The sequence below is a fragment of the Mediterraneibacter sp. ICN-202921 genome (assembly GCF_037890075.1).
Taxonomy (GTDB): Bacteria; Bacillota; Clostridia; order Lachnospirales; family Lachnospiraceae; genus Mediterraneibacter; species Mediterraneibacter massiliensis.
Map to the genome: position 1 here is coordinate 12,444 of NZ_JBBKBE010000010.1, position 25,755 is coordinate 38,198.

At 42.5% G+C, this 25,755-nt stretch carries 22 protein-coding genes; 2 read left to right on the forward strand and 20 right to left on the reverse strand.

Annotated features, from left to right (window positions below):
- Positions 1-14: 14 nt before the first annotated feature.
- The 9 genes from WKT01_RS09055 to WKT01_RS09095 form a co-directional block, all read right to left on the reverse strand.
- Complete coding sequence (locus WKT01_RS09055) at positions 15-842, reverse strand: alpha/beta hydrolase (RefSeq protein ID WP_059069260.1); 828 nt, start codon at positions 840-842, stop codon at positions 15-17.
- Positions 843-929: 87 nt separating this feature from the next.
- The gene (gene tpiA / locus WKT01_RS09060; RefSeq protein ID WP_059069258.1) at positions 930-1,682 is read right to left on the reverse strand and encodes a triose-phosphate isomerase; all 753 of its coding nucleotides are present in this window, start codon (positions 1,680-1,682) and stop codon (positions 930-932) included.
- A gap of 28 nt (positions 1,683-1,710) precedes the next feature.
- Entirely contained in the window at positions 1,711-2,904 is a 1,194-nt protein-coding gene (locus tag WKT01_RS09065) for a phosphoglycerate kinase (RefSeq protein ID WP_059069257.1), read from the reverse strand.
- 87 nt (positions 2,905-2,991) lie between these two features.
- The gene (gene gap / locus WKT01_RS09070; RefSeq protein WP_059069255.1) at positions 2,992-4,005 is read right to left on the reverse strand and encodes a type I glyceraldehyde-3-phosphate dehydrogenase; all 1,014 of its coding nucleotides are present in this window, start codon (positions 4,003-4,005) and stop codon (positions 2,992-2,994) included.
- A gap of 150 nt (positions 4,006-4,155) precedes the next feature.
- Entirely contained in the window at positions 4,156-4,974 is an 819-nt protein-coding gene (locus tag WKT01_RS09075) for a histidinol-phosphatase HisJ family protein (RefSeq protein WP_340312122.1), read from the reverse strand.
- Positions 4,971-6,041, reverse strand: coding sequence for a tRNA 2-thiouridine(34) synthase MnmA (gene mnmA, locus WKT01_RS09080; protein WP_340312124.1), 1,071 nt, complete (start codon positions 6,039-6,041; stop codon positions 4,971-4,973). The genes WKT01_RS09075 and mnmA overlap by 4 nt, the downstream gene beginning before the upstream one ends.
- Positions 6,041-6,484, reverse strand: a complete 444-nt coding sequence (nifU, locus tag WKT01_RS09085; RefSeq protein ID WP_059069248.1) for a Fe-S cluster assembly scaffold protein NifU — start codon at positions 6,482-6,484, stop codon at positions 6,041-6,043. The genes mnmA and nifU overlap by 1 nt, the downstream gene beginning before the upstream one ends.
- A gap of 19 nt (positions 6,485-6,503) precedes the next feature.
- On the reverse strand, positions 6,504-7,700 hold the full coding sequence (gene nifS / locus WKT01_RS09090) for a cysteine desulfurase NifS (protein WP_059069246.1): 1,197 nt from the start codon (positions 7,698-7,700) through the stop codon (positions 6,504-6,506).
- A 73-nt stretch (positions 7,701-7,773) separates the two neighbouring features.
- Positions 7,774-8,235, reverse strand: a complete 462-nt coding sequence (locus tag WKT01_RS09095; RefSeq protein ID WP_059069244.1) for an RrF2 family transcriptional regulator — start codon at positions 8,233-8,235, stop codon at positions 7,774-7,776.
- A 187-nt stretch (positions 8,236-8,422) separates the two neighbouring features.
- On the opposite strand from WKT01_RS09095, the gene WKT01_RS09100 reads away from it, so the two are divergent.
- On the forward strand, positions 8,423-9,739 hold the full coding sequence (locus WKT01_RS09100; RefSeq protein WP_340312126.1) for a polysaccharide biosynthesis protein: 1,317 nt from the start codon (positions 8,423-8,425) through the stop codon (positions 9,737-9,739).
- Between the two features lie 311 nt (positions 9,740-10,050).
- On the opposite strand, the gene WKT01_RS09105 is transcribed toward WKT01_RS09100, so the two are convergent.
- From WKT01_RS09105 to WKT01_RS09135, 7 genes are all read right to left on the reverse strand, one after another.
- Entirely contained in the window at positions 10,051-10,590 is a 540-nt protein-coding gene (locus WKT01_RS09105) for a stage II sporulation protein M (protein WP_117974995.1), read from the reverse strand.
- Positions 10,591-10,642: 52 nt separating this feature from the next.
- The gene (locus tag WKT01_RS09110) at positions 10,643-11,188 is read right to left on the reverse strand and encodes an NUDIX hydrolase (RefSeq protein WP_059069239.1); all 546 of its coding nucleotides are present in this window, start codon (positions 11,186-11,188) and stop codon (positions 10,643-10,645) included.
- Between the two features lie 116 nt (positions 11,189-11,304).
- Positions 11,305-12,858: a ribonuclease Y gene (gene rny / locus WKT01_RS09115; RefSeq protein WP_059069236.1), complete on the reverse strand. Its 1,554-nt coding sequence runs from the start codon at positions 12,856-12,858 to the stop codon at positions 11,305-11,307.
- Between the two features lie 82 nt (positions 12,859-12,940).
- Positions 12,941-13,555, reverse strand: a complete 615-nt coding sequence (locus tag WKT01_RS09120; RefSeq protein WP_117974996.1) for a regulatory protein RecX — start codon at positions 13,553-13,555, stop codon at positions 12,941-12,943.
- A 12-nt stretch (positions 13,556-13,567) separates the two neighbouring features.
- On the reverse strand, positions 13,568-14,653 hold the full coding sequence (gene recA, locus WKT01_RS09125; RefSeq protein ID WP_270396183.1) for a recombinase RecA: 1,086 nt from the start codon (positions 14,651-14,653) through the stop codon (positions 13,568-13,570).
- Between the two features lie 479 nt (positions 14,654-15,132).
- Entirely contained in the window at positions 15,133-18,888 is a 3,756-nt protein-coding gene (locus WKT01_RS09130) for a phosphoribosylformylglycinamidine synthase (protein WP_270396016.1), read from the reverse strand.
- A gap of 141 nt (positions 18,889-19,029) precedes the next feature.
- Entirely contained in the window at positions 19,030-19,725 is a 696-nt protein-coding gene (locus tag WKT01_RS09135; RefSeq protein WP_340312132.1) for a TIGR01906 family membrane protein, read from the reverse strand.
- Between the two features lie 128 nt (positions 19,726-19,853).
- Here WKT01_RS09135 and WKT01_RS09140 point away from each other — a divergent pair, with 128 nt between their 5' ends.
- The gene (locus WKT01_RS09140; protein ID WP_059069229.1) at positions 19,854-20,732 is read left to right on the forward strand and encodes a LysR family transcriptional regulator; all 879 of its coding nucleotides are present in this window, start codon (positions 19,854-19,856) and stop codon (positions 20,730-20,732) included.
- A 4-nt stretch (positions 20,733-20,736) separates the two neighbouring features.
- On the opposite strand, the gene WKT01_RS09145 is transcribed toward WKT01_RS09140, so the two are convergent.
- The 4 genes from WKT01_RS09145 to WKT01_RS09160 form a co-directional block, all read right to left on the reverse strand.
- Positions 20,737-23,103, reverse strand: coding sequence for an ATP-dependent DNA helicase (locus tag WKT01_RS09145; RefSeq protein WP_340312134.1), 2,367 nt, complete (start codon positions 23,101-23,103; stop codon positions 20,737-20,739).
- 76 nt (positions 23,104-23,179) lie between these two features.
- Positions 23,180-23,944 carry a TIGR03915 family putative DNA repair protein gene (locus WKT01_RS09150; protein ID WP_340312136.1) on the reverse strand — a complete coding sequence of 255 codons (765 nt, stop codon included), beginning with the start codon at positions 23,942-23,944 and terminating at the stop codon, positions 23,180-23,182.
- Between the two features lie 20 nt (positions 23,945-23,964).
- Positions 23,965-25,305 (reverse strand): putative DNA modification/repair radical SAM protein, encoded by a 1,341-nt coding sequence (locus WKT01_RS09155; protein ID WP_340312138.1) that lies wholly within the window; start codon positions 25,303-25,305, stop codon positions 23,965-23,967.
- Positions 25,306-25,449: 144 nt separating this feature from the next.
- Entirely contained in the window at positions 25,450-25,707 is a 258-nt protein-coding gene (locus WKT01_RS09160) for an HPr family phosphocarrier protein (RefSeq protein WP_059069223.1), read from the reverse strand.
- Positions 25,708-25,755: the final 48 nt, after the last annotated feature.

A 25,755-nucleotide genomic window follows, 5' to 3' on the forward strand; every position in this document is an offset into this window, starting at 1 on the left:
AATCGGATACTTTGTCATTTTTCTTCCGTCTGACTTGCCAGCCATATTTTTAATAGGGAAATCCAGGACTGGACAGATTCACAGATCATATTTCCTTCCGGATCACTTGTAGAGGCATCCCCCAAAGACAGTCCGTGTTTTCCTTCCGGATAGATGTGCAGTTCCACACTTACGCCCGCCTTTTTGAGGGCAGAAAAAAGAAGCAGTGCATTTTCTACCGGAACCGTTTCATCTGTACACGTATGCCATATAAAACAAGGGGGACAATGTATCCCTACCTGCTTTTCTATGGAAATCTTCTCCCACTCTTTTCTTTCAACTTCTCCAAGCAGGTTTTGAAAACTTCCTTCATGTGCCAATCCCTTTTCAGAAGTAACCACCGGATAACAAAGGATCATGCCTGCCGGTCTTAGCTTCTTTGCCGGAATCCCGGTGCTTTTGTATACCAGTTCCTGATTCCAGGATACTCCAAGGCTTGCCGCCAAGTGTGCGCCTGCCGAAAATCCTTGCACAAAGATTTTCTTTATATTTACATGCCATTTTTGAGCATTTTCATGTACAGTCTTCATAGCCTGAGCAAGTTCCAAAAGAGCTGTAGGATATTTTGCCGGAGCAGTAGAATACCGCAGTATGCCCACATGGTATCCCATTGCAAGCAGACGCATCGCTACAGGTTCCGCCTCCCGGTCACTCGTATGCTCATATCCTCCGCCTGGGCACACAAGGATCATCGGACGCAAAAGTCCCTCCTGGTAGCCGGGAGTACTGTCTAGTATATATATTTGAAGCCTTGCATAATCCAAAGAGCCCTCTGCCTGTATTGAAATTGTATCGTATATCATATCATCATCCTCCCGCAGGCAATATCCTTAAGAAAACCCGTTTCCAATGACATCAGCCAGGGAAACGGGTCCTTACCTTATTGCTTATTATTTATTATAGTTTACAATTTTGCCAAAATCCGCTTTCAAGGAAGCTCCTCCTACAAGACCGCCATCAATATCAGCCTGTGCAAATAATTCCGGAGCAGTCGCAGCGTTTACAGAACCGCCGTACTGAATACGAATTTCTTCCGCTGTAGCTTCATCATATATCTCTGCGATGCATGCGCGGACCCCTGCACATACTTCCTGTGCCTGTTCTGTCGTTGCAGTCTTTCCTGTCCCGATCGCCCAGATCGGCTCATATGCAATGACTGCTTTCTTTGCCTGTTCTGCAGTCACATTCTGGAAGCCTACTTTTACCTGCTGACGTATGAAATCCATGGTTACGCCCTGTTCTCTTTGCTCTAAAGTCTCTCCACAGCACATGATCGGCGTAATGCCATGCTCAAATGCTTTTAAGACTTTCTTATTCACATCTTCATTTGTCTCACCGAAATACTCTCTTCTCTCAGAATGTCCAAGTACTACATATTTCACACCTGCATCTACAAGCATTGCCGGAGAGATTTCTCCCGTATAAGCTCCGCTTTCTTCAAAATACATGTTCTCTGCACCAACCTGGATATTAGTTCCTTTACATGCTTCTACGACTGGTACGATATCGATCGCAGGAACACAAAACACAACATCTACTTCTTCATTTGCCACCAATGGTTTCAGTTCTTCTACAAGAGCAACTGCCTCGCTCGGTGTTTTATTCATTTTCCAGTTACCTGCGATAATCTTTTTTCTTGCCATCTTTTTCTCTCTTTCTTCTTTTATATTTTTATTTATCGTTAGCTGCCGCTACGCCCGGCAGTTCTTTTCCTTCCAGGAATTCCAAAGAAGCGCCGCCGCCTGTGGAGATATGTGTCATCTTATCTCCATATCCGAGCTGGTTTACTGCTGCCGCAGAATCTCCCCCGCCAATGATCGTAACTGCGTCTGTCTCTGCCAGTGCTTTTGCCACTACTTCTGTGCCATTTGCGAATTTAGGCATTTCAAAACATCCCATTGGTCCATTCCATACGACTGTCTTTGCTGTCTTTACTGTCTCTGCATACAATTTTGCTGTTTCAGGTCCTATATCCAGCCCCATCCAGCCATCCGGAATTTCATTCTGTGCAACAACTTTTGTATTTGCGTCATTCGAAAAATCATCTGCGATCACTGAATCTACTGGAAGGAGCAAGTTCACGCCTTTTGCTTTTGCCTTCTCGATCATATCCAGCGCATACTGGCAATAATCTTCTTCCAGAAGTGATTTTCCAACCTTACCGCCCTGGGCTTTGCTGAATGTGTAGCACATTCCGCCGCCGATGATCAACGTATCTACTTTTTCCAACAGATTTTCAATAACAGAGATCTTACTGGAAACCTTAGAACCTCCTAAGATCGCTACGAATGGTCTCTCCGGATTTTCCACTGCATTGCCAAGGAAATCGATCTCTTTCTGCATCAAATATCCTACAACTGCCGTATCTACATACTTTGTAACTCCCACGTTAGAGCAGTGTGCTCTGTGAGCTGTTCCAAATGCATCATTTACGAATACGTCACACAAGGATGCCAGTTCTTTTGAAAATTCTTCTCCGTTCTTTGTCTCTTCTGCTCTGTAACGGGTATTTTCCAAAAGGATGATCTCTCCATCTTTCATCGCTTCTGCCGCCGCTTTTGCATTTGGACCTACGACTTCCGGGTCTGCCGCAAATTTCACTTCCTGTCCGAGAAGTTCTGTCAGTCTTGCTGCTACCGGCGCCAAGGACAGCTCTGGTTTCGGCTCACCCTTCGGCTTTCCAAGATGAGAACAAAGAATAATCTTTCCTCCGTCAGCTACCAGCTTTTTAATTGTAGGAAGTGCTGCCACCAGACGGTTTTCATCTGTGATCTTGCCATCGATCAACGGTACATTGAAATCACATCTTACAAGTACTTTTTTTCCTTTTACATTAATATCATCTACTGATTTTTTATTAAGCATTGTCGTTTGCCTCCTGATTTTCCTTAAATAAAGAAGTCCGGCCCAAATAAGACCGGACCCTTTGTGAGTCAATTTCTTTTTTTCGGATTACAGTAATGTTCCGAAGTGTTTGATCGTTCTTACCATCTGGCTTGTGTAAGAATTTTCATTGTCATACCATGAAACAACCTGTACTTCTGTTGTACCATTTTCCAATGGAAGAACCATTGTCTGTGTAGCATCGAATAAAGAACCATATCTCATGCCGACAATATCGCTGGATACGATCTCATCTGTGTTGTATCCAAAAGATTCATTAGCTGCTGCTTTCATAGCTGCATTGATCTGATCTACTGTAACATTTCCTTCTACGACTGCTGTCAGAATAGTTGTAGAACCTGTCGGAGTTGGAACACGCTGTGCGGAACCGATCAGTTTTCCATTCAGTTCTGGAATAACAAGACCAATTGCTTTCGCTGCGCCTGTGCTGTTTGGAACGATATTGCATGCTGCTGCACGAGATCTTCTTAAATCTCCTTTTCTCTGTGGTCCATCCAGTGTCATCTGATCGCCTGTATAAGCATGGATCGTACACATAATACCAGATTTAATCGGTGCCAGGTCATTCAATGCTTTTGCCATCGGTGCCAGACAGTTTGTTGTGCAGGAAGCTGCTGAAATGATATTATCTTCCTTTGTCAGCTTCTCGTGGTTTACATTATATACAATTGTAGGAAGGTCATTTCCCGCCGGAGCAGAGATAACAACTTTCTTTGCACCTGCGTCAATGTGAGCCTGTGCTTTTGCTTTGGATGTGTAGAAGCCTGTACATTCCAGAACTACATCTACGCCGATTTCACCCCAAGGAAGTTCTTTTGCGTCTGCTTTTGCGTAAATCTTGATTTCTTTTCCATCTACAATGATAGAATCTTCACCTGCTTCTACTTTATCAGCCAGTTCATATTTTCCCTGTGTAGAGTCATATTTTAATAAGTGAGCCAGCATTTTCGGAGATGTCAGATCGTTGATCGCAACAACCTCATATCCTTCTGCTCCAAACATCTGTCTGAACGCAAGACGTCCGATACGTCCAAAACCATTAATCGCTACCTTTACTGCCATGATTAATTCCTCCTAAAGTTTTAAAAATTGTTGACCGTCTTCCCGGTCTTTATTGCAAATCTCCAACAAGCCCCTAAACTTTGTTAAAGATTCATCAACTAGACTCATTGTACTAAAACAAGAACAAAAATTCAAGTACTAAATATATTTTTATGGAACATGTTTAAAAATCGGCATTCTTTCTTTAAATTCTGTATAATATTCAAATCCACAGGCCTTTAAGATTGCCCCCGCCTTCCTGAAATCATAGGCGATATGTTCCGGGCAATGCGCGTCAGCCCCGATCGTAACGATCTCTCCACCCAGCTCCTTATATCTTTTCAATATATCCGGATGTGGATGTGCAAATCCCAAGCCATATTTCATTCCCGCCATATTCATTTCCAATCCCTTGCCCTGCGCGATAATTTTTCTTAAAATCTCGTCTATATATTCCGCAAATCTTCTATATGAATATTCCTGTATGCCATATGTTCCATACCGCACTACATAGTCCAGATGGCCCAAAACATCAAAATCTTTCACCATTTCTATATTTTTTAATGTTGTGATAAATGTCTGCTCATACGCTTCTCTGTCTGTCTGTCCTCGAAATATTTCTCCATAATAAGGATCGCTGCCATTTACTACATGCACAGAACCAAGCACAAAATCAAAAGGATAACTGTTTACCAATTTCTCATAATATTCACCCAAATGCGGCTGGAGCCCCAGTTCAATCCCGATACGTATTTCTATCCTTCCGGCATATTCCTGCTGCAGTTCTCGCAATATACGGAAGTATTCTTCCACATCGAACACAAAATCATCTTCTGTGTCATCCTCTTGTATAGGATAATCCTTATCGTTATGATCTGTGATACAAATGGTCCGCATCCCCTTTTTTAGCGCTCCTTCTATCATTTCACGGGCGGAAGCTTTACAGTCTCCCGAAAATGCTGTATGCATATGAAAATCACTTCGTATCATAATATGGTTCCCCCCCCTAAAACATAATCGTCCTGGTAAAAGACAACTGCCTGTCCGGGAGTGACCGCCCGCTGTGGTTCCTCAAAAGTACAGAGCACTTCTTCGTCATTTATTTTTTCTACCGTACACCATGCTCCCTTATGATTATATCTTATTTTCGCAAAAACATGCATAGGTTCTCTTAGATCTTCTACAGCCATAAAATTCAGCTGGTTCGCACGCAATGTATAGGTCAATGACTGTTCATATGTTCCGACCACTACTTCGTTCGTCTCCGGACGTATCTCCAACACAAAAGCCGGATACCCAAGTGAAAGTCCGAGTCCTTTTCTCTGTCCCACTGTATAATGTATGATGCCCTTATGCCTTCCCAAGACTTTTCCTTCTGCAGATACAAAATTCCCTTCCGCAATCGGTCTGTCTGTATTTTCTTTTATATAGGACGCATAATCACCGTCAGGGACAAAGCAAATATCCTGACTGTCCGGCTTGTCTGCCACTGTAAGATGTATTCTGGAAGCAATCTCGCGTATTTTTTCTTTACTGTAGGCGCCTACCGGCATCAACGTCCTCCTCAGCTGCTCCTGGGTCAGGTTATAAAGTGCATAGGTCTGATCCTTTTTCAGATTTTCAGAACGTCTCAGTGTAAAACGCCCGTTTTCCAGACGTTCTATACGCGCATAGTGTCCTGTCGCTATATAATCAGCACCGATCGCAAGGCTTCTTTTTAAAAGAGATTCCCATTTAACATACCTGTTGCAGGCAATACATGGATTAGGTGTTTTTCCCTGCAAATATGCATGTACGAAATAATCGATCACATTTTCTTTAAATTCCTCTTTAAAATTCATCACATAATAGGGGATATCTAACGCCGCCGCTACCCGCCTCGCATCATCCACCGCACGCAGCCCGCAGCAGCCTGCATTTTCTTCCATAACTGCCTGTTCTTCGTCCTGCCATATCTGCATGGTTACTCCGATCACTTCATATCCCTGTTCTTTTAAAAGATAGGCCGCAACTGAAGAATCCACGCCTCCGGACATTCCCACCACTACTTTGCTCATCAGTATTCTTCTTCCTCTGCTTCCTCATCCTCATGGATATCTGATTTCGGTTTTTTCAAACCTTCGATTTCAATCCCGTTCTTCTGCGCATAATCCCACAATGCCGCATGGATCGCTTCTTCTGCTAAAAGAGAACAATGCACTTTCACCGGCGGAAGTCCATCAAGTGCTTCCATCACTGCTTTGTTTGTCACTTGAAGCGCCTCGTAGATTGTTTTTCCTTTCACCAACTCCGTTGCCATGCTGCTAGTCGCCACAGCCGCTCCACATCCAAACGTTTTAAACTTCACATCTCGAATCACTTGCTCATCGTCTACATCCAGATAGATCCGCATAATATCCCCACATTTCGCGTTGCCGACAGTACCTACCCCACTTGCATTTTCAATTTCTCCTACGTTCCTTGGATTCTGGAAATGATCCATTACTTTCTCTGTATACATATTTATACCTCCTGATTTTTTATATTGATTCATTTGCGTGTTTCTTTACAAAATCTTCATAAAGCGGGGACATACTGCGCAGATGGGCTACAATCTTTTTCAGTTCCTCCACCACATAATCCACATCTTCTTTGGTGATATCCGCGCCCAATGTCAGCCGTAAAGACCCATGCGCTATCTCATGAGGAAGCCCGATCGCAAGAAGTACATGGGAAGGGTCTAAAGACCCTGATGTGCACGCGGAACCACTGGATGCACAGATTCCTTTCATGTCCAGCATGATCAGCAGCGACTCTCCTTCGATAAAACGGAAACTAAAATTTACATTGTTCGGCAGCCTTTTTACCCTGTCTCCATTCAGTCTACAGTAAGGGATCTCCTTTTCAATCTTATCAATCAGATAATCCCTTAGCTTTCTTTCCTGCGCTGTCCTTTCTTCCATAGAATCCGCTGCCAGCAACGCTGCTTTGCCAAGACCTATGATCCCCGGTACATTTTCTGTGCCGGCACGACGCTTTCTTTCCTGTGAGCCGCCGTGGATAAAAGAACGGATCTTCACACCTTTTCTGATATATAAAAATCCAATTCCTTTTGGTCCGTTCAATTTATGTCCGCTGGCGCTTAACATATCGATATGGCATTCTTCTACATTGATCGGAATCTGGCCAAACGCCTGCACCGCATCTGTGTGGAACAAAATACCATGGTCATGAGCGATCTTTCCGATTTCTTTGATCGGCTGGATAGTGCCGATCTCATTATTTGCAAACATGATCGAAATCAAGATCGTATCTGGACGGATTGCTTTTTCCAGATTCTGTACATCTACAATTCCGTTTTCATCCACATCCAGATATGTCACTTCAAATCCATATTGTTTCTCCAGATATTCACATGTGTGCAGGATTGCATGGTGTTCTATCTTACTTGTTATGATGTGTTTTCCCTGCTTTCTATATGCTTCCGCGGCAGCTTTCAGCGCCCAGTTATCACTTTCCGTTCCTCCCGCTGTAAAGTAAATTTCATTTTCCTTTGCTCCTAATATAGAAGCAATTATTTCCTTCTGCTCTATGATCCGTTCTTTATTTTGAGAAGCAAACCCATAGACGCTGGATGGATTTCCAAAATATTCCGTAAAATAAGGAAGCATTGCTTCTACTACTTCCGGCGCTGTTTTTGTCGTCGCTGCGTTATCTAAATAAATAAATTTTTCCATCGTATTTTTCTCCTTCTTGCTGCATTGTCATTTACACTATCTTTTAGAATATCGTTTCTGCTTCTCGCTATTCCTAATTGCCACATTCTGTTTTTGACACCCTATCTGCCGTATGCTGCTTCTTTTTGCTTTCCTCCACAAGCTGCTCCAATTTTATTTCATCTACAGCCTGGTTGATACTCTCATTGATCCGCTGCCATACATACTTCGTTACACAGATATCAGATGCGCTGCACCCATTTCCCGGCTCCAGACCCGCGCACTCGACCGGCTCCAAGCTTCCTTCCAACGCTCTTAACACCTCACCGACTGAGATTTCTTCCATAGGTTTTGCAAGAAGATACCCTCCTGCGGCTCCACGGATACTTTCTACGATCCCCGCCTTTTTTAATTTTGCCATCAATTGCTCCAAATACCGTTCTGAAATATCCTGCCGGCCAGAAATATTCGTTATAGATACCGGGCCATTTTCACTGTACTGCGCAAGATCGATCAACGCTCTAAGCCCATATCTTCCTTTTGTCGATAATTTCAAATTCTCACCTTCTTTATGAATGCCTGCTGTAACTTTTTTATTCGCCTGCTTCTGTGGTAAAATGATTGTTCATTTGTATTCCCTATTATTTCACTAGGATTTTCATCTGTAGAATATCATCTGCTTTATGTTCTGTCAAGACAGAACTGTGAATATGTTGTAAAAAGTATATATTTTAGGAGATTTTATGGCAAAAAAACATGCTTTTATCCGAGGAACCATAGTTCTGACCATTACCGGTCTTTCCACACGATTTATGGGCTTTTTCTACCGTATCTTTTTGAGCCATGCTTTTGGCGAGGAAAATGTCGGGCTTTACCAGCTGATCTTTCCTGTCTATACACTGTTCATCTCTCTTTCATCCGCAGGATTCCAGACATCTATATCCCGCACCGTAGCACGAAAAATGTCTCTTGGAAGGCCGAAAGAAGCAAAAAATGTACTGTTATCCGGCTTGATCTTCTCCTGTTCTCTTGCCTTTGCAGGATTATTATTTATACAGGCCAACTCCGCTTACATAGCAGAAGTTTTTTTAGGCGATCCCAGATGTAGACTTCTTCTGACTGCTTCCTCTTATGCGCTTCCCTGCAGCGCTGTCCACAGCTGTATCTGCGGATACTGTTACGGACTGAAACAAACAAAAATCCCAGCTCTTTCCCAATTAATAGAACAAACTGTCCGCATCGCTTCTGTTGCTCTTTTGTATATTTATCTTCAAAGACAGGGAACAACTCCTTCTGTCCTAATTGCTGTATCCGGTCTTGTTGCCGGAGAATTCGCAGCTGCCCTATATTCCGCAAAGTCTCTATGGGGACGGCATTGGCGCCTTCCTCGTTTTGCCTTTGACAAAGCAGCGGATAACACAAAAGAACTGCTTCTACTTTCGCTTCCTTTAACTGCCAACCGGCTTTTTGTTACTCTTTTGCAGAGTATAGAGGCTGCTGCTATCCCCAACTGTCTTAAACTCTATACCCACAGTGCCTCACAATCACTGCGTATATATGGTGTACTGACAGGAATGGCGCTCCCCTGCATCTTATTTCCCTCTGCGCTTACCAATTCTGTCTCTATTATGCTGATGCCCGCTGTCGCCGAAAACCAAGCTGCCGGACATGATAAAAAACTATCCGAACTCATAAAAAAAGCAGCCGGCTCCTGTTTTATACTCGGACTCGCCTGCTGTCTCTTCTTTCTACTATTCGGTTCCTTTATCGGTTCTTTTATCTTTCGCAGTTCTGCTGCTGGGAAATTTATCGTCACCCTCGCCTGGATCTGCCCTTTCCTTTATGTAAACGGAGCTTTTCTAAGTATCATAAACGGCTTAGGCAAAACAACTTTCACTCTCATTATCAATTTGATCGGTCTGGGCGTACGTATCGTGAGCGTGTTTGCCGCTGTCCCCCTATATGGCATACAAGGCTACTTATGGGGATTGCTTGCAAGCCAGTTTCTAGTAACACTGTGCGCAGTACTTATATTAAAATGGAAGGATAAATTTAATTGACGAACTGTATTCGGAACGCTCCTGTCAATGCCTGTTTATCTAACACAATGTTTCTTCGCTGTCTCTTCCAATTAGAAGTTTCACTTCACTGCCAAAAGGCAGATTCCACAATTAGATTTTAGAAAAAAAGACAACTTCACGCTGTTATATATCTCCAATCGGAAGGAAATGCACACTTCTGTTTGGAAATGCGCAGCAGCGTGAAGTCGATTTTTTACGTTTTGAATATAAACTTAAATGTGGAAGGCAGCGTTGGCTCAATTCCGCTTACGCTTCATTTTGTACTGTTTGTTGTTTCATTAAATCTCTACTTATAATGTTGACAAAAATGCTTCTACTAATATGGGATTTACATAGGCTTCTACAATGATCCCTATAAAAATCATAGAGGATACAAACACTGTTTTTTGAGAATTCCAATGATTCTTTGGATAGGAATAACAATACCAAAGTAAAACGAGATAAGCGGGGATATAAAATAAAAATTGCGGCAGGATCCCAACCATACACAGTAAACTACCTTTGATCCCTAACTCCAGCACTGCCGCTGAAAGCAGGATTCCGCTAGAAATGCCCGTCCACACTAAGAATAGTACCGCCGCGATTTTTCTGACTCGTGTAAATGAAATCCCCAGCAGCAACAGAAACGGAAGCACTCTTACTCGGAGCAAATACCATATATATTCTTCTATCACGATCTCCACATTTCCAAATTGTTTCAAAAAATAGTCACTGAAGATCCCAGGTTCTGCCACATAATGCTTTGCAAGCAGATTGATATAAAAAATACCAATCAAGAATCCAGGCATAAAAAATATGAAAAGCTGCTTTCTCGTATGAAGTATCTTCACAAAGTGTGCCTCCTATCGTTGAGATATTTCATTATATGCCCGAACCGCCTATTTATTCTTTTTTTCTAAATTTCACATCATACGCGAGAAGTGCAGAAATCGTCTTCGCATCTTCAATTTCTCCCGTAAATATTTTCTCTTTTAATTCCTCCATTGTATATGCTTTTATTTCTATGAATTCATCTTCATCTAGCTTTTGTCTGGATGGCATCAAATCTTCCGCTACATAGACTTCTATTTTTTCATTACAAAACGCTACCGTTGTGCGTATAGTGAGCAGCCATGTAAGATGTTCACTCTTATATCCGGTTTCTTCCTCTAATTCTCTTGAGGCGCAGAAAATTCCCGGCTCCTCCGTGCTGTCCAGCGCACCTGCCGGAATCTCCAATGTGTACCGTTCCAATGCATTCCTATATTGCCTAACCATCAGAATTTTCCCGTCTTTGGTGACAGGCACAACTGCAGCCGCGCCTTTATGGTTAATAAAATCCCAAACCGCTGTATGCGTTCCATCGATTTCCATCGTATCCTGGTAAAATTCTAAGATTTTCCCCTTGAATTTCAGCTCTCTTTTTAATCTTTTAATTTTATTTTCCATAGTATTTTCCTCCTTTTACAATAACTTAAGCACAATACACGTCCATGGCACACAACTAAAGAAGACCCTTGTCAAAGGACAAGGGTCGTACTTTTATCAGCCTGTTCTGATTCTGTCTATTTGGCATAATCTGTAGCCCGCGATTCACGAATTACATTTACCTTGATCTGACCCGGATACTCAAGCTCAAACTCTATCTGCTTCGCTATATCCCTGGCCATAAGTACCATATCATCATCAGATACCTGCTCTGGAACTACCATTACTCGAATCTCTCTTCCTGCCTGAATAGCAAAAGATTTATCTACACCTTTGAACTGATTGGTGATCTCTTCTAACTGTTTTAATCTGTTGGTATATGTTTCAATTGTTTCTCGTCTTGCCCCTGGACGTGCAGCCGATATTGTATCAGCCGCCTGAACCACACATGCGATGAGCGTCTGCGGCTCCACATCGCCATGATGCGCTTCTACTGCATTGATAACAGTAGCAGATTCTTTATACTTTCTACACAGATCTGCACCAATTTGGATATGTGAACCTTCCACATCATGATCGATTGATTTTCCAATATCATGTAAAAGACCTGCGCGTTTAGCCATTCTGACATCCAGCCCTATCTCGCCGGCAAGAAGGCCTGACAGCTGCGCTACTTCTATCGAATGCTTTAATGCATTTTGTCCATAACTCGTCCTAAACTTCATACGTCCGAGAAGACGGATCAGTTCCGGATGTATTCCTGGCACACCCACTTCTAAGGCTGCCGCTTCTCCTTCTTCCCGTATCATGGTGTCGACTTCCTTTTGCGCTTTCTCCACCATTTCCTCTATTCTTGCTGGATGGATACGCCCATCCACAATAAGTCTTTCCAGGGCAATTCTGGCAACTTCTCTTCTGATCGGATCAAAACCGGATAAAACCACTGCCTCTGGTGTATCGTCAATAATCAATTCTACACCTGTCAGTGTTTCAAGTGTTCGGATATTCCTTCCCTCTCGGCCTATGATCCTTCCTTTCATTTCATCACTTGGAAGCTGCACCACCGAAATAGTTGTTTCAGCCACATGGTCTGCTGCGCACCGCTGGATCGCGTTGACAACATATTCTTTTGCCTTTTTATCCGCATCTTCCTTCGCCTGTGTTTCCAACTCTCTGACCATTTTAGCTGTATCATGCTTTACATCTTCTTCAACAGTTTTCAACAGATATTCTTTTGCTTGTTCGGAGGTTAATCCTGAGATTCGTTCCAGTTCCTGTACTCTCTTTTGGTTTAGTTCTTCTGCCTTGGCTTCACGTTGTCTTAATTGTTCTTCTTTTGCTGTAAATTTTGCTTCGCGATGTTCGATAGCCTCTGACCTTTTGTCTACGGCTTCTTCTTTTGCCAGCACTCTTTTTTCATAGCGCTGCAGTTCGTTTCTTCTCTCCTTCGTCTCTTTTTCCAGTTCATTCTTCGTCCTGATAGACTCTTCCTTCACCTCTAAAAGAGCTTCCTTTTTTGTCGCTTCAGCAGTCTTGACAGCATCATCAATGATTTCTCTTGCTTTCGTTTCTGCATTTCCTATTTTGGATTCTGCATTTTTTCTCAGATTCGAAATCGTAACAAAATGGGTAATGATACCAACTATCAACGCGAGGGCCACAGCAATAACTACACATACAATTATCGGCACAGGAGCACCTCCTTATTTAATTTTCATTGTACAAATTTACTTAAATACAACACTTAAATTTTATACTGTTTTCACAACTATGTCAAGCATTGTCATCATGATTTTGTATTACTTGACGGACTGTCTCATAACGAAATCCCTTCCGTGCAAGATACGCATACATTTTCCGGATCTTTCTCTCATCTGTTTCCGTCGATTCCCATTTCTTTTTTTTTAAAATCCCCCTCACTGCTTCCGTTTCTGATGTATCCGTATAGCAATTGTAAAATGCCTGCTCTATCTTTTCTCTCTCAATTCCTTTTTGGCTAAGCAATACATAAATTTCTTTTCTGCTTTTCTTCTCCCTGCGGCTTACAATAAAATTTTCAGCATAACGCAGATCATCCAAGTACCCAAATGATTTCACATATTCCAGTGTCTTTTTTACAATTTCTTCCGGGTACATCCCTTGCACTAGTTTTTTATAAAGTTCGCCTTCTGTCCTGTCCATATCTTCCAGTAAATGTAAAGCCCGCAATTTTGCCCTTTTCATAAGTACTTCTGTTTCAATCTTTCCAATCGTCTCTTCGGCAATTTCCTGATCTTCTGCAATACCATAACGGGACAGTTCGCCCTTATATAAAACAAAAGCGAACTGTCCGTCTATATCAATCTTATATTTTGTTTTTGTCAGCAACTCTATCTTCGTAACGACCATTATTGCAGTGTCCTATTCTTTTTCTGTTTTTGGAGTGAGTTTTAAATCTTCTGTCTTTTCTTCTTCCACTTCTCCGTCCAAATGGTAATGCGCTCTTACTTTCTTCTCCAATTCTTCCATTATTTCAGGATGAGATTCCAGATATACTTTTGCATTTTCCCTGCCCTGTCCTATCTTATCTCCTTCATATGCATACCAAGCCCCGCTTTTTTTCACCAGATCGATTCCTGTCGCCAGATCCAGAACGTCTCCTGCACGTGAGATTCCCTTTCCGAACATAATATCGAATTCCGCTTCTTTAAACGGCGGCGCAATTTTATTTTTCACAATTTTAATTCGAGTTCTGTTGCCAACCATCTCGCCGCTTTGCTTTAAAGTCTCTGTTCTTCTGACATCCATACGGACAGAAGCATAAAACTTTAAGGCTCGTCCTCCTGTTGTAGTCTCAGGATTTCCAAACATCACACCAACCTTTTCACGAAGCTGATTGATAAAAATAACTACACAATTAGACTTGCTGATCACAGGAGTCAATTTTCTAAGTGCTTGGGACATCAGTCTTGCCTGCAATCCGACATGGCTGTCTCCCATATCCCCCTCTATCTCCTGTTTAGGTACAAGAGCGGCAACTGAGTCGATGACAATAATATCGACAGCTCCAGAGCGGACCATTGTCTCTGCAATCTCCAAAGCCTGGTCTCCACTGTCCGGCTGAGAAATATACAATTCATCAATATCTACTCCTATGTTCTTTGCATAAACGGGATCCAGCGCATGCTCTGCATCAATAAAACCTGCGATTCCTCCTCTTTTCTGTACTTCTGCGATCATATGAAGGGCCACTGTAGTCTTGCCGCTGGATTCTGGACCATAGACTTCTATCACACGTCCTTTTGGTACGCCCCCCAAGCCCAGCGCCAGATCCAGACTCAGACACCCCGTCGGCACAGTTTCCACAGAAACCTGAGCCCCCGGCTCGCCTAATTTCATAACAGTTCCTTTTCCAAAATCTTTTTCTAATTTTGCGATTGCGGCATCCAACGCTTTCTTTTTTTCTTCCATATTTTTCGACTTTGTCATCTCTATCTTATTTGCCATAGTATCTGCTGCTCCTTCTTTTTTTCGAACAGTTGTTCGTCTCCTGTTATTATAGTATTATATTGTCACAAAAATGTCAACAACATTTTCTTTTCAATCACTACAAGTATCCTTCATTGTCGAAAACCCATCTATGATTTGCTTTTGGCAATCTGGATCCACCGTCTAAAAATATTTTTATAAATAGCAGGGAAAATTCACAAAACCAGCCGGCAGAGACGCCATGAATACTGTTGTATCTAAAAGAAAATCCTGTGTTTCATTTATCATATCACACCTATATTTCCTAAACAAGCAAAATTTTGTCCTACAATACTGTTATTGCTTCGCTGCCGGTCACTGTTTCAAAAACCGCTTTATCTTCTGTTCTATCCACCATATCTTTTACAATATGTAAAAAACTCGGTGATAAAGATCGGACAACAAAACTCCCTGCTAAACAAGCAGGGAGTTTTGCAAAACAACATACTCTATTCCATTTACAATTTAAAATATTCCACGCCAGACTCGAAAATTTTCATATCTTGTTCTCCGTAAATATTAACTGCAACGCCGTCTCCGCGTCTCTCTGCATGTGCCATTTTCCCTAATACTCTTCCGTCCGGACTTGTGATTCCTTCAACAGCACAGTAAGAGCCGTTGACATTCCATGTCTCATCCATACTGATCTTACCCTCTGGATCACAGTACTGTGTTGCTACCTGCCCATTCTCGAACAATTTTTTGAGCCATGTCTCGTTCGCAACAAACCGCCCTTCTCCATGGGAAGCCGGATTCGTATATACTGCGCCCAACTCTGCTTCCATCAGCCAAGGAGATTTATTTGTAACAACTTTTGTATATACCATCTTGGAAATATGCCTTCCGATCGTATTATACGTAAGTGTCGGTGCATCTTCTGTCTGTCCGGTAATTTTTCCATTTGGCACTAAGCCCAGTTTTATCAATGCCTGGAAGCCATTACAAATTCCAAGTGCAAGTCCGTCCCTCTCATTCAGCAGCTTTTCTACCGCTTCTTTCAGTTTCTTATTCTGAAATGCGGTTGCAAAAAACTTTGCCGAGCCATCTGGTTCATCTCCTGCACTGAACCCTCCCGGGAACATGATCATCTGTGCTTTACCGATCGCCTTTTCAAATACAGAAACTGAATCACGGATATCTTCTGCATTTAAATTCTTGAATACTTTTGTGATCACTTTTGCCCCGGCACGTTCAAACGCTTTCTGGCTGTCATACTCACAATTCGTTCCCGGAAATACAGGTATAAAGACTGTAGGCTGCCCGATTTTATGGCTGCATATATGAAGATCTGATGCCCGATAAAGTCTTTCTTCTACTTCCTTTACATTGTCCGATGATTTTGTGGCAAATACTTTTTCTAAAGTCTCTGTCCATGCATTCTCTGCTTCTTCGAGAGAGATCTCTGCGCTTCCATATACAAATCGCTTTTCCTCTGTCACTTTCCCGACCACAGTATAAGAAATACTTAAATTGCCGATCTGCTCTGCCGGGACTTCTGCCACAATGTCACCAAAAGCAGGGGCAAACAGTTCACCCGCCTCCTGATCATATTCGACTTTCACCCCAAGCCTATTTCCAAATGCCATTTTACTTATAGCCGCAATGACGCCGTGACGATCCAGAGCATATGCAGATACGATTTTTCCACTGTGTATATCTTCAGAAAATTTTCCATATGCTTTCATGACCTGCTCGTAAACCGGAAGATCATAGTCATCTTTCTCTATATGCATCCAGACCAGTATATTTCCTGGTTTTTTTAATTCCGGAGTGATGATATCTTTTTCCAAAGCCATGTCCACTGCAAAAGAAACCAAAGTCGGAGGTACATCTATATCTTGGAACGTACCTGACATACTATCCTTTCCGCCTATAGACGGCAGACCAAAGCCCAATTGTGCCGCATAGGCTCCAAGAAGTGCTGAAAAGGGCTGGCTCCAACGCTTAGGTTCTTCTGTCATTCTGCGAAAATATTCCTGGAATGTAAAACGTATTTTCCTATAGTCTCCCCCCGCAGCCACGATCTTTGCTATAGATTCTGTTACTGCGTAAACAGCTCCATGATATGGGCTCCAGCTGGACAGATACGGATCAAATCCATAACTCATCATGGATACACTGTCAGTCTTTCCTGTCTGCACCGGGATCTTTGCCACCATCGCCTGTGTCTCTGTCATCTGATACTTGCCTCCATGGGGCATAAAAACAGAACCCGCTCCGATAGAGCCGTCAAACATTTCTACCAACCCCTTCTGGGAGCATACGTTCAGATCACTTAAAGTGCGCAGCCATTCTTTTTTCACATCTGACACTTCTTTTTTTACAAACAGACTCTCTTTGCTAGACGGTATTTCCACCTCTACGCTTGTCTCCTGATGCGCGCCGTTTGTATCAAGAAAAGCTCTGGATATATTTACAATTTCCTTCCCCCGCCATATAAGTACCAGACGAGGTTCTTCAGTCACTACCGCAACCTGTGTCGCCTCCAGATTTTCTTCTCTTGCATAAGCAAGAAACTGCCCTACATCTTTCTCATCTACTACGACAGCCATTCTCTCCTGGGATTCCGAGATCGCGATCTCTGTTCCATCCAACCCCGCATATTTCTTAGGTACTTTATCTAAATCTACCCGCAGTCCGTCTGCCAGTTCTCCAATTGCCACAGAGACACCGCCTGCACCAAAATCATTACACTTTTTAATAAGACAACTTACTTCTTCTCTGCGAAATAGACGCTGTATTTTTCTCTCTGTAGGCGGATTTCCTTTCTGTACTTCCGCACCGCATGTCTCGATCGACTCTTCTGTGTGCACTTTGGAGGATCCTGTCGCTCCTCCGCATCCGTCTCTTCCTGTCCGTCCACCCAAAAGAATGATAATATCTCCCGGATCTGAGGTTTCACGAATGACTGCACGCCGCGGTGCCGCTCCTAGAACAGCCCCTATCTCCATACGCTTTGCCACATAATCGGGGTGATAAATTTCTTTGACCGCCCCTGTTGCGAGTCCGATTTGGTTCCCATATGAACTGTATCCATGGGCAGCTCCTCTCACCAATTTTTTCTGCGGTAATTTCCCTTTCAGCGTATCCTTTACCGATACTGTAGGATCTGCCGCTCCGGTCACACGCATCGCCTGATATACGTAAGTACGTCCTGAAAGCGGATCTCGTATCGCTCCTCCAAGGCAGGTTGCCGCGCCTCCAAAAGGCTCTATCTCTGTAGGGTGATTGTGTGTCTCATTTTTAAAATTGATGAGCCACTCTTCCTCCACGCCATCTACCCGGATCGGGACTACGATGCTGCATGCGTTGATCTCTTCGGATTCCTCCTGATCCTTTAATTTTCCTTCTTTTTTTAATTTTCGCATTGCCATCAGTGCAAGATCCATCAGACAGATAAACTTGTCTTCTCTTCCTGCAAAGATCTCACTGTGATCTTTCAGGTATTGCGCATATGTGCCGACGATCGGCTCTTTATAGTCGCCCTCTCCAAAGGTGATCTCTTTTAATTCTGTCGAAAATGTCGTATGTCGGCAATGATCTGACCAGTAAGTATCCAATACACGGATCTCTGTCATAGTCGGATCTCTATGTTCCTCTGCACCATAGTACTTCTGGATATGCAAAAAGTCTTTAAATGTCATTGCCAGATTCAAAGAATCGTATAATATTTTTAACTGTTCTTCCGGCATATCTTTAAAACCGTCGAACACTTTCACATCCTCCGGTTCCTCAAATACTGTCACAAGCGTATCCGGTTTTTCCAGCCCCGTCTCTCGGGAATCCACTGGATTAATACAGTGATTTTTTACTGCTGCCTGTTCTTCCGCAGAAAGATTTCCTTCTAAGACATATGTCACAGCCGTCTTTATCACCGGTTTTTCATCTTCTTTGATGAACTGTACACACTGTTCCGCAGAATCTGCTCTCTGATCGAACTGTCCCGGCAGATATTCTACAGAAAAGATAAAATCTTCCTCATTTGCAGGAAATTTTTCTTTATACAGCACATCCACCGGAGGCTCTGCAAATACACCGCTGCATGCTTTTTCAAATGTATCCTCAGAGATATTCTCCACATCGTATCGGATCAAAACTCGGACATTTGTCACTGTGCTGATCCCTAGATAATGTTTGATTTCATGTTTCAGTTCTTTTGCCTGTACGGCAAATCCTGGTTTTTTTTCTACATATACCCGTCTTACATTGCTCATACATTTTCTCCTTTTTCTTTCTGATTCTGCTGCTTTTAAACCGTGCTGCTGTATTCTCACAGTCAGAGTTCCTACTTTCTATGGTACCACACCCATTCTCATTAGTACAATTAATATAATTAAACTAATTAATAAGTAATATTAATTTTTTCTTTTTCTCATACAGATTATGCTGACTGCCAACAAAAACAGAAGTCCTCCCCCAAACAAAATACCAATACGTCCCAGCATATCCGCAAAAAGCCCCTCCGGAAGCATACGGATCATATAATCCTCAGTCGGATCGAACAGCCATAGATCATTATCAAAAAAGATGTGATGAAATTTAACAAATACTGCATTAAAGTCTATTGCCGCAGCAATCCCGAGAATACATGCCAGACCGCCGGAGACTGCAAGAACAATCTGATAAGAACGGCAAAGCAGTGTTTTCCGTTTTGCTTTCGTAAAAAACAATAAGACCAAACTGACTGCCATAGTGCCAAAAGCTATCCATCTTATGCGTAGCCCTCCGAGGAAGAGCTCCTTTACCTCTGCCATATGAAATCGATCCTGTTCATTGAAGAAATCCTGTTCTTTTCCTTCTACCGTCGTATAAACTTCCAGTGTTTCCCTGTCTCCTCTTAGATACGCCATCATTTCCCGCGTAACATGCATGACGTCATCCATCTCCATGTCCAGTTCGGGCAATACTTTATATTTTTCATATTCTTTTTGGTAAAACCCAAAATCCGCATACATAGCGATCTCAAAACTGGAGATCAATACTGCCGTGATCAGCGAAAATGAAAAGAGGATCCCCAGAAGCCAATCTCTTTTTCTCGTGTCTTTGTTCATGCTTTTGTTCCTTTCTAGCTTTTTGTTTTGCCTCTCGAATCATATCCTGTCAGCCTGTGAATTTTACAATTGTAATTCCCTCCTTTTTGTCCTATAATACAAGTAGTTTTTATTAGGAGGTCTAATAAATGGATATAAATTATGAATTATACAAAGTGTTTTTCCATGTCGCATCTACCTTGAGTTTTTCAGAAGCTTCCAAACTGCTTTTTATTTCGCAGTCTGCAGTCAGCCAATCCATCAAAACACTGGAAAGAAAACTTGATCAGACACTTTTTATCCGCAGCACAAAGCGGGTACAGCTCACTCCTGAAGGAGAAATCCTTCTGCGCCATATAGAACCTGCTATGCATCTGATCCAACGCGGAGAAGCGCAGCTTCTTGACGCCGCAACTACAGGAGGACAGATCCGCATCGGAGCCAGTGATACGATCTGCCGATATTTTCTCGTCCCTTATTTAGAACGTTTCCACAGATCTTTTCCAAATGCTCACATTAAAGTGATCAACCAGACTTCTGTCAAGTGCGCAGAACTTTTGGAAAACGGCCAGGTAGACTTAATCGTTGTCAATTATCCAAACACCAGCTTAAGTAATGTCTCCGCAATTCACAGTATAAAAACATTCCATGATGTTTTCATTGCCGGAAGCGCTTTTAAAAATCTAAAAGATGAAAAATTCACCTTAAAAGAACTATCCCACTATCCGATTTTAATGCTGGATAAAAATAGTACGACCAATGAATTCCTACATCGCCTGTTTCAACAGCACCAGCTCGATCTCGTCCCAGAGATAGAACTGACAAGCAACGATCTGCTCATTGATCTTGCCCGTATAGGCCTTGGCATTGCCTTTCTCCCCGACTATTGTATCGCCGGAAATATGACCGGTCTGTTTATTGTAGATACAAAGGAGGAACTGCCGGAAAGAGAACTGGTGATTGCATATAATGAACAAATGCCTCTGTCCAAAGCTGTTCAGGAATTTTTAAGTTATTTTGCTCCTTAACCTTTCAGCTCTGGCTGTCCCAAAATTCCCGGATCTGTCTTTCCACAGTCTCCAGGCTGCATGTTTGATACTTCTTCCATTCCCGTGGAAAGATTTCCTGATAGGGCCTTCTCAAAAACCGTTCATCTAACAGCAGGATCACGCCTCTGTCTTTCTCCGTACGTATTACTCTTCCTGCGGACTGCAGGACTTTATTCATCCCCGGATACAGATAAGCGAAGTCAAATCCCTGCATATTTCTTTTTTCAAAAAAAGTTTTCAATATTTCTCTTTCATTGCATACTTGCGGAAGGCCTGTCCCTACGATCACGGCACCAATCAGCCTGTCTCTGGACAAGTCGATCCCTTCTGAAAAGATACCGCCCATCACACAGAAACCTAGCAACGTCTTCTCCCTGTTCTCTTTAAATTTTTCCAGGAACTCTTCCCTGTGCACTTCTTCCATATACTGCGACTGCATGATGCTTTCCAAATCACTTCTCCCCGCAGTTTTTTCTGCAAATATCCGGCACACATCCTCCATGAACTGATAAGATGGAAAAAAGACAATATAATTTCCTTTTTTAGATACAGCCAGTTTCAAAATATAGTCGGCAAATCTTTCATACATAGCAGGCCCCCGTCTCGTATACTTCGTACTTACATCCATACCCAACAAAAGAAGCCGGTTTTCTGCAGAAAATGTTGATTCCGCATATACCGCGTAATCTTCCTCCTCTACACTGAGCAATTTCTTATAGTACTTGATAGGGAGCAAGGTCGCGGAGAAAAAGATCGTACTGTTTCCTTGTTCCAGATAACCTGCCAGATTTACCGCCGGATTCACACAAAACAATTTCAGCTTAAAGCGCCCATCCGGCTCCAGTTCCGTATATATGACATAATTCTCATCCAGAAGATCATGAATATTAATAAAATCACGCACCCGGAAATATAATTCTAAGATGGGTTCTCTCTTCGCCTCATCCTCACACTCTTCTAAAAATCGTTCTATCTCCCCCATCAGGTTCATTAATTTCAAAGAAATATGGGAAACACTCTCCAGTACCTGATAGTTTTCACACTCCCTTTTCAGCGTCAATAAAAGCTTATTACATTCTCCAAGCCGTTTTGCTAATTTGCTGTCCACTTCCTGAACAAGCCGTTTTGCCGCAAGGAAATCCTCTTTATACAAAACGGCGCTGTACATTTTTCGTCCCCGTTCTACCAGATTATGTGCTTCATCGATTAAAAACAAATATTCTCCCTTGGTACTCTCAGAAAAAAATCGCTTCAGATGCGCATTCGGATCAAATACATAATTATAATCACAGATGACCGCATCCACCCAGTTGGATACATCCAGCGACATCTCAAAGGGGCATACTCTATGCTTCCTTGCCTGTTCTTCAATCACCGTCCGCGTAAAAGTACTCTGTGTGGTAAGCAGTTCAAATACCGCTTCATTCACACGGTCATAATGGCCTTTTGCATATGGACAGGCATCCGGATTGCAGACTGCCTGCTCTAGAAAGCAGATTTTTTCTTTAGCGGTCAATGTCAGTACCTTGCAGGAAAGTCCCTTCCCTTTCAACTTCAAAAACGCCTGCTCTGCCACTGTTCGCGTGATCGTCTTTGCCGTCAGGTAAAAAATCTTCTCTCCCAGTCCTTCTCCCATCGCTTTGACTGTCGGAAATACAGCTGCCATCGTCTTTCCCACTCCGGTTGGCGCCTGGATAAATAACTTTTTTCTGCGCAAGATCGTCCTATACACACTGTACGCTAATTCTCTTTGCCCCTCCCGGTAAGCAAAAGGAAAAGAAAGCGCTTTAATAGAGAGATTGCGCTTTTTTCTCCATTCAATCTGAAACCGCGCCCACTTTTCATATTTAGCAATCAGATCCTGAAACCATATTTCTAACTCTTCAAACATATACTGTTGTGTAAACTGCTTGATTTCCTCGCTTTCCAAATGACAATAGGTCATCTGTACAGAAATTTTTTGTAAGCCTGCCTGTTTGGCATACATATACGCATAACATTTTGCCTGCGAAAGATGCACGCTGACCGGACGGGTAAGATGCGCCAGCTCTCTTAGTACTCCTTTGATCTCATCTATCGTTGCCTCCTCTGCGTCTTCTTTTTGTATGATCCCATCCGCCCTTCCCTCTACCTGCAGAAGGAAGCCTTCACAGGGTATCTGTATCTTCAGGCTCACCTCTGCATGATACTCTTCGCCCATCCTCCTTTGAATTTTCCGGTGAAGCCGGCTCCCCATCATCATCGCGTCTTTTTCCATCCCCGGCGCTATTCGATTGTCAATATCCCCCTCCCGCAAAATAAATTCCACAAGATTTCGGACTGATATTTTTATCATTTTTTCTGTTTCCATGCTGTCTATTATACCTTATTTCATATAACAAGGCCAATCCTTTTAGAAACATTTTTATAGAGAAAATACACACAAGTCACTTATCAAATTCTAACATATCTGTACGAAAACGTAATGGAAGGTGACTGCGCTGACAGACTGGGTTCTTCCGTTCCTCAACAGCAATCGTATGAAAAAAGCATTTCCAAAGTTTTTCATATTCTGTCTCTTGTTCTGAAATCTCGCAAATGCTCTCCTCATTTAGGTTTTTTCCCCACACAAGATACCAAGGACTTCTTGCCTTGTGCAGCAGAAAAACCTGGTGAGTCTTGTCATAAATCAGGAAGTTTTCCAGGGGAAACCTGTTTGCAAAATGATCTCCGATACAAGTCAGCACTTGACTCTTCGGCGCAATCTCTGAAAAAAGGATTTCGTTTTTCAACTCTCTAAATCTGACAAATTCAACAAAATAATGGGCTTCATTTGCAACTCTGCGGCTTAACGCAAACACCTTTGCCACAGCCGGGTGATCTAAGTGTTCCATGATCCTTCTGCTGTCTTTTATCCTTCTCGCCTCCTGCATTGTCATGAAAACAGCATTTGCTTTCTCCGGATCGTCTGCCAACAGCGCACGATAAATATCTTCGTAGGCATTCTCTCCTAAGTATTTTCGTATCAGGCTTTCTATCGCCCTTGCTTTCTTCTGCTTTTCCTCCACTTCCCTGTACTCGCAGAACAACTCCGGTTCCATATTCCCGCGCAAAGCAATCTTCGCCTCCCCCGCCCGCTTTTCCAGCCATGCGTCATAAAGGGCAGAATATATCCCCGTTATTGTATCCTGACATAGATAGACCGTCATCATCTGCCTGACGCCTCCTTTCCTTACCACTGACTGATTGCCCTGCACGCCTCTTTTTCTCCAAACTGTACGTCGTCAAACAGAGACAGCTGGCGGTACGTCAGCCGGTCCGTTCCCTCTGGAAGTTTTTCTTTTGTATGCAGAAGATTTCTTGTAATAGAATCTTCCTCCATTTTCACCGGATACATCATTCTTCCGCCGCAGGTCAGGAAATATACTGCCCTTTTTAGTACAACTCCCATCTTCTTTAGATCTTCAAACTTCAGGTTTCCAAATCGTCTTGCCTTCACGATCCTGGACGCTGATTTACAACCGATCCCAGGTACCCTTAACAACATCTTATAATCAGCCTGGTTTACCTCTACCGGAAAATATTCCAGATGTTTTAATGCCCAATTGCACTTTGGATCCAAAAAAATATTAAAATTGGGATTCTTTTCATCTAATAATTCTTTCGCCTCAAAATGGTAAAATCTAAGTAACCAGTCCGCCTGATATAATCTATGTTCTCTTAAAAGCGGCGGACCTTCTTCCGTTCGTGCAGAGAGCAGAGAACATTCTTTATTCACAGATACAAAAGCAGAATAAAACACCCGTTTCAGTTCAAATTTCTTATATAAAGATTCTGCCACATTTAAAATCTGGTAGTCTGTTTCCGGGGTAGCCCCTATGATCATCTGTGTGCTCTGGCCTGCCGGGACAAATCGAGGCACATTTCTATACAAAGTGATCTCCTGTTTATTTTCCGTCATCTTATTCTGTACAAGGCGCATAGGTGTCAGGATATTCTTCCTATTTTTATGGGGTGCCAGCAGCCGCAGCCCCTCTGCTGTAGGCAACTCCAGGTTCACACTCATCCTATCAGCGAGAAAACCGATCCGTCTTACCATCTCTTCATCCGTTCCCGGAATCGTTTTCACATGGATATACCCCTGGAAATTATGAACGTAGCGTAGCTTATAAAGCGCTGCATAGATCAGCTCCATCGTATAGTCAGGACTTTTTAAAATTCCCGAACTTAAAAACAAACCTTCAATATAATTTCTTCTGTAAAACTCCATTGTCAACATACAGACTTCCTCAGGTGTAAAGGAGGTCCTGACCACATCGTTGGAAGAACGATTTACACAGTATTTACAATCATAAATACATTCGTTTGTAAATAAAATCTTCAACAGTGAAATACATCTGCCGTCCGCAGAAAAACTGTGACAAATACCTGCTTTATTACAATTGCCCATACCTGTACCGTTCCCTTTTCTGTCCACACCACTGGATGTACAGGCAACATCGTATTTTGCCGCATCCGACAATATCTGCAATTTGTCATAGACAGACATGTCCCCCATGATTTTATCGTACATTGTACTTTCTCCCGTCTCAAAATAGAACATATGTTCTTTTTATAAGGATATCATACTTTTTCATACTTGACAAGAAAAATCTATAAATCAAAAAAGAACGGCTTACCGCCGTCCTCTTATCCTTGGTTTATCTATTCTCACAATCTACAAGTTCTCTTTGAAAAATGCTTCCAGTTCTGCGATTGCTTTGTCTTCATCTGCGCCTTCTGTAGAAATCGTCACTTCTTCTCCTGTTTTAACGCCTAATCCCATCACACCAAAAATTCTCTTAGCATCTGCCTTCTTGTCACCTTTTGCGATTTTCACATCACACTGGTAACCTGCTGCCTGTTTTACGAGGATCCCTGCCGGTCTTGCATGGATTCCTTCCGGATCTGTAACCACATATTTGAATTCTTTCATTTTTCATTTCCTCCTTGATTTGGTAATTATGCATTAAGTATATACCAT

Coding starts and splice junctions, on each gene's coding strand:
- WKT01_RS09140 (WP_059069229.1), top strand. CDS start 19,854: ATGGATATAAATTATGAATTATACAAAGTGTTTTTCCATGTCGCATCT.
- WKT01_RS09065 (WP_059069257.1), bottom strand. CDS start 2,904: ATGCTTAATAAAAAATCAGTAGATGATATTAATGTAAAAGGAAAAAAA.
- nifS (WP_059069246.1), bottom strand. CDS start 7,700: ATGGAAAAATTTATTTATTTAGATAACGCAGCGACGACAAAAACAGCG.
- WKT01_RS09130 (WP_270396016.1), bottom strand. CDS start 18,888: ATGAGCAATGTAAGACGGGTATATGTAGAAAAAAAACCAGGATTTGCC.
- gap (WP_059069255.1), bottom strand. CDS start 4,005: ATGGCAGTAAAGGTAGCGATTAATGGTTTTGGACGTATCGGACGTCTT.
- WKT01_RS09145 (WP_340312134.1), bottom strand. CDS start 23,103: ATGGAAACAGAAAAAATGATAAAAATATCAGTCCGAAATCTTGTGGAA.
- WKT01_RS09100 (WP_340312126.1), top strand. CDS start 8,423: ATGGCAAAAAAACATGCTTTTATCCGAGGAACCATAGTTCTGACCATT.
- nifU (WP_059069248.1), bottom strand. CDS start 6,484: ATGTATACAGAGAAAGTAATGGATCATTTCCAGAATCCAAGGAACGTA.
- WKT01_RS09160 (WP_059069223.1), bottom strand. CDS start 25,707: ATGAAAGAATTCAAATATGTGGTTACAGATCCGGAAGGAATCCATGCA.
- WKT01_RS09075 (WP_340312122.1), bottom strand. CDS start 4,974: ATGATACGAAGTGATTTTCATATGCATACAGCATTTTCGGGAGACTGT.
- WKT01_RS09055 (WP_059069260.1), bottom strand. CDS start 842: ATGATATACGATACAATTTCAATACAGGCAGAGGGCTCTTTGGATTAT.
- WKT01_RS09150 (WP_340312136.1), bottom strand. CDS start 23,944: ATGATGACGGTCTATCTATGTCAGGATACAATAACGGGGATATATTCT.
- WKT01_RS09110 (WP_059069239.1), bottom strand. CDS start 11,188: ATGGAAAATAAAATTAAAAGATTAAAAAGAGAGCTGAAATTCAAGGGG.
- tpiA (WP_059069258.1), bottom strand. CDS start 1,682: ATGGCAAGAAAAAAGATTATCGCAGGTAACTGGAAAATGAATAAAACA.
- recA (WP_270396183.1), bottom strand. CDS start 14,653: ATGGCAAATAAGATAGAGATGACAAAGTCGAAAAATATGGAAGAAAAA.
- mnmA (WP_340312124.1), bottom strand. CDS start 6,041: ATGAGCAAAGTAGTGGTGGGAATGTCCGGAGGCGTGGATTCTTCAGTT.
- WKT01_RS09120 (WP_117974996.1), bottom strand. CDS start 13,555: ATGGTCGTTACGAAGATAGAGTTGCTGACAAAAACAAAATATAAGATT.
- WKT01_RS09135 (WP_340312132.1), bottom strand. CDS start 19,725: ATGAACAAAGACACGAGAAAAAGAGATTGGCTTCTGGGGATCCTCTTT.
- WKT01_RS09155 (WP_340312138.1), bottom strand. CDS start 25,305: ATGTACGATAAAATCATGGGGGACATGTCTGTCTATGACAAATTGCAG.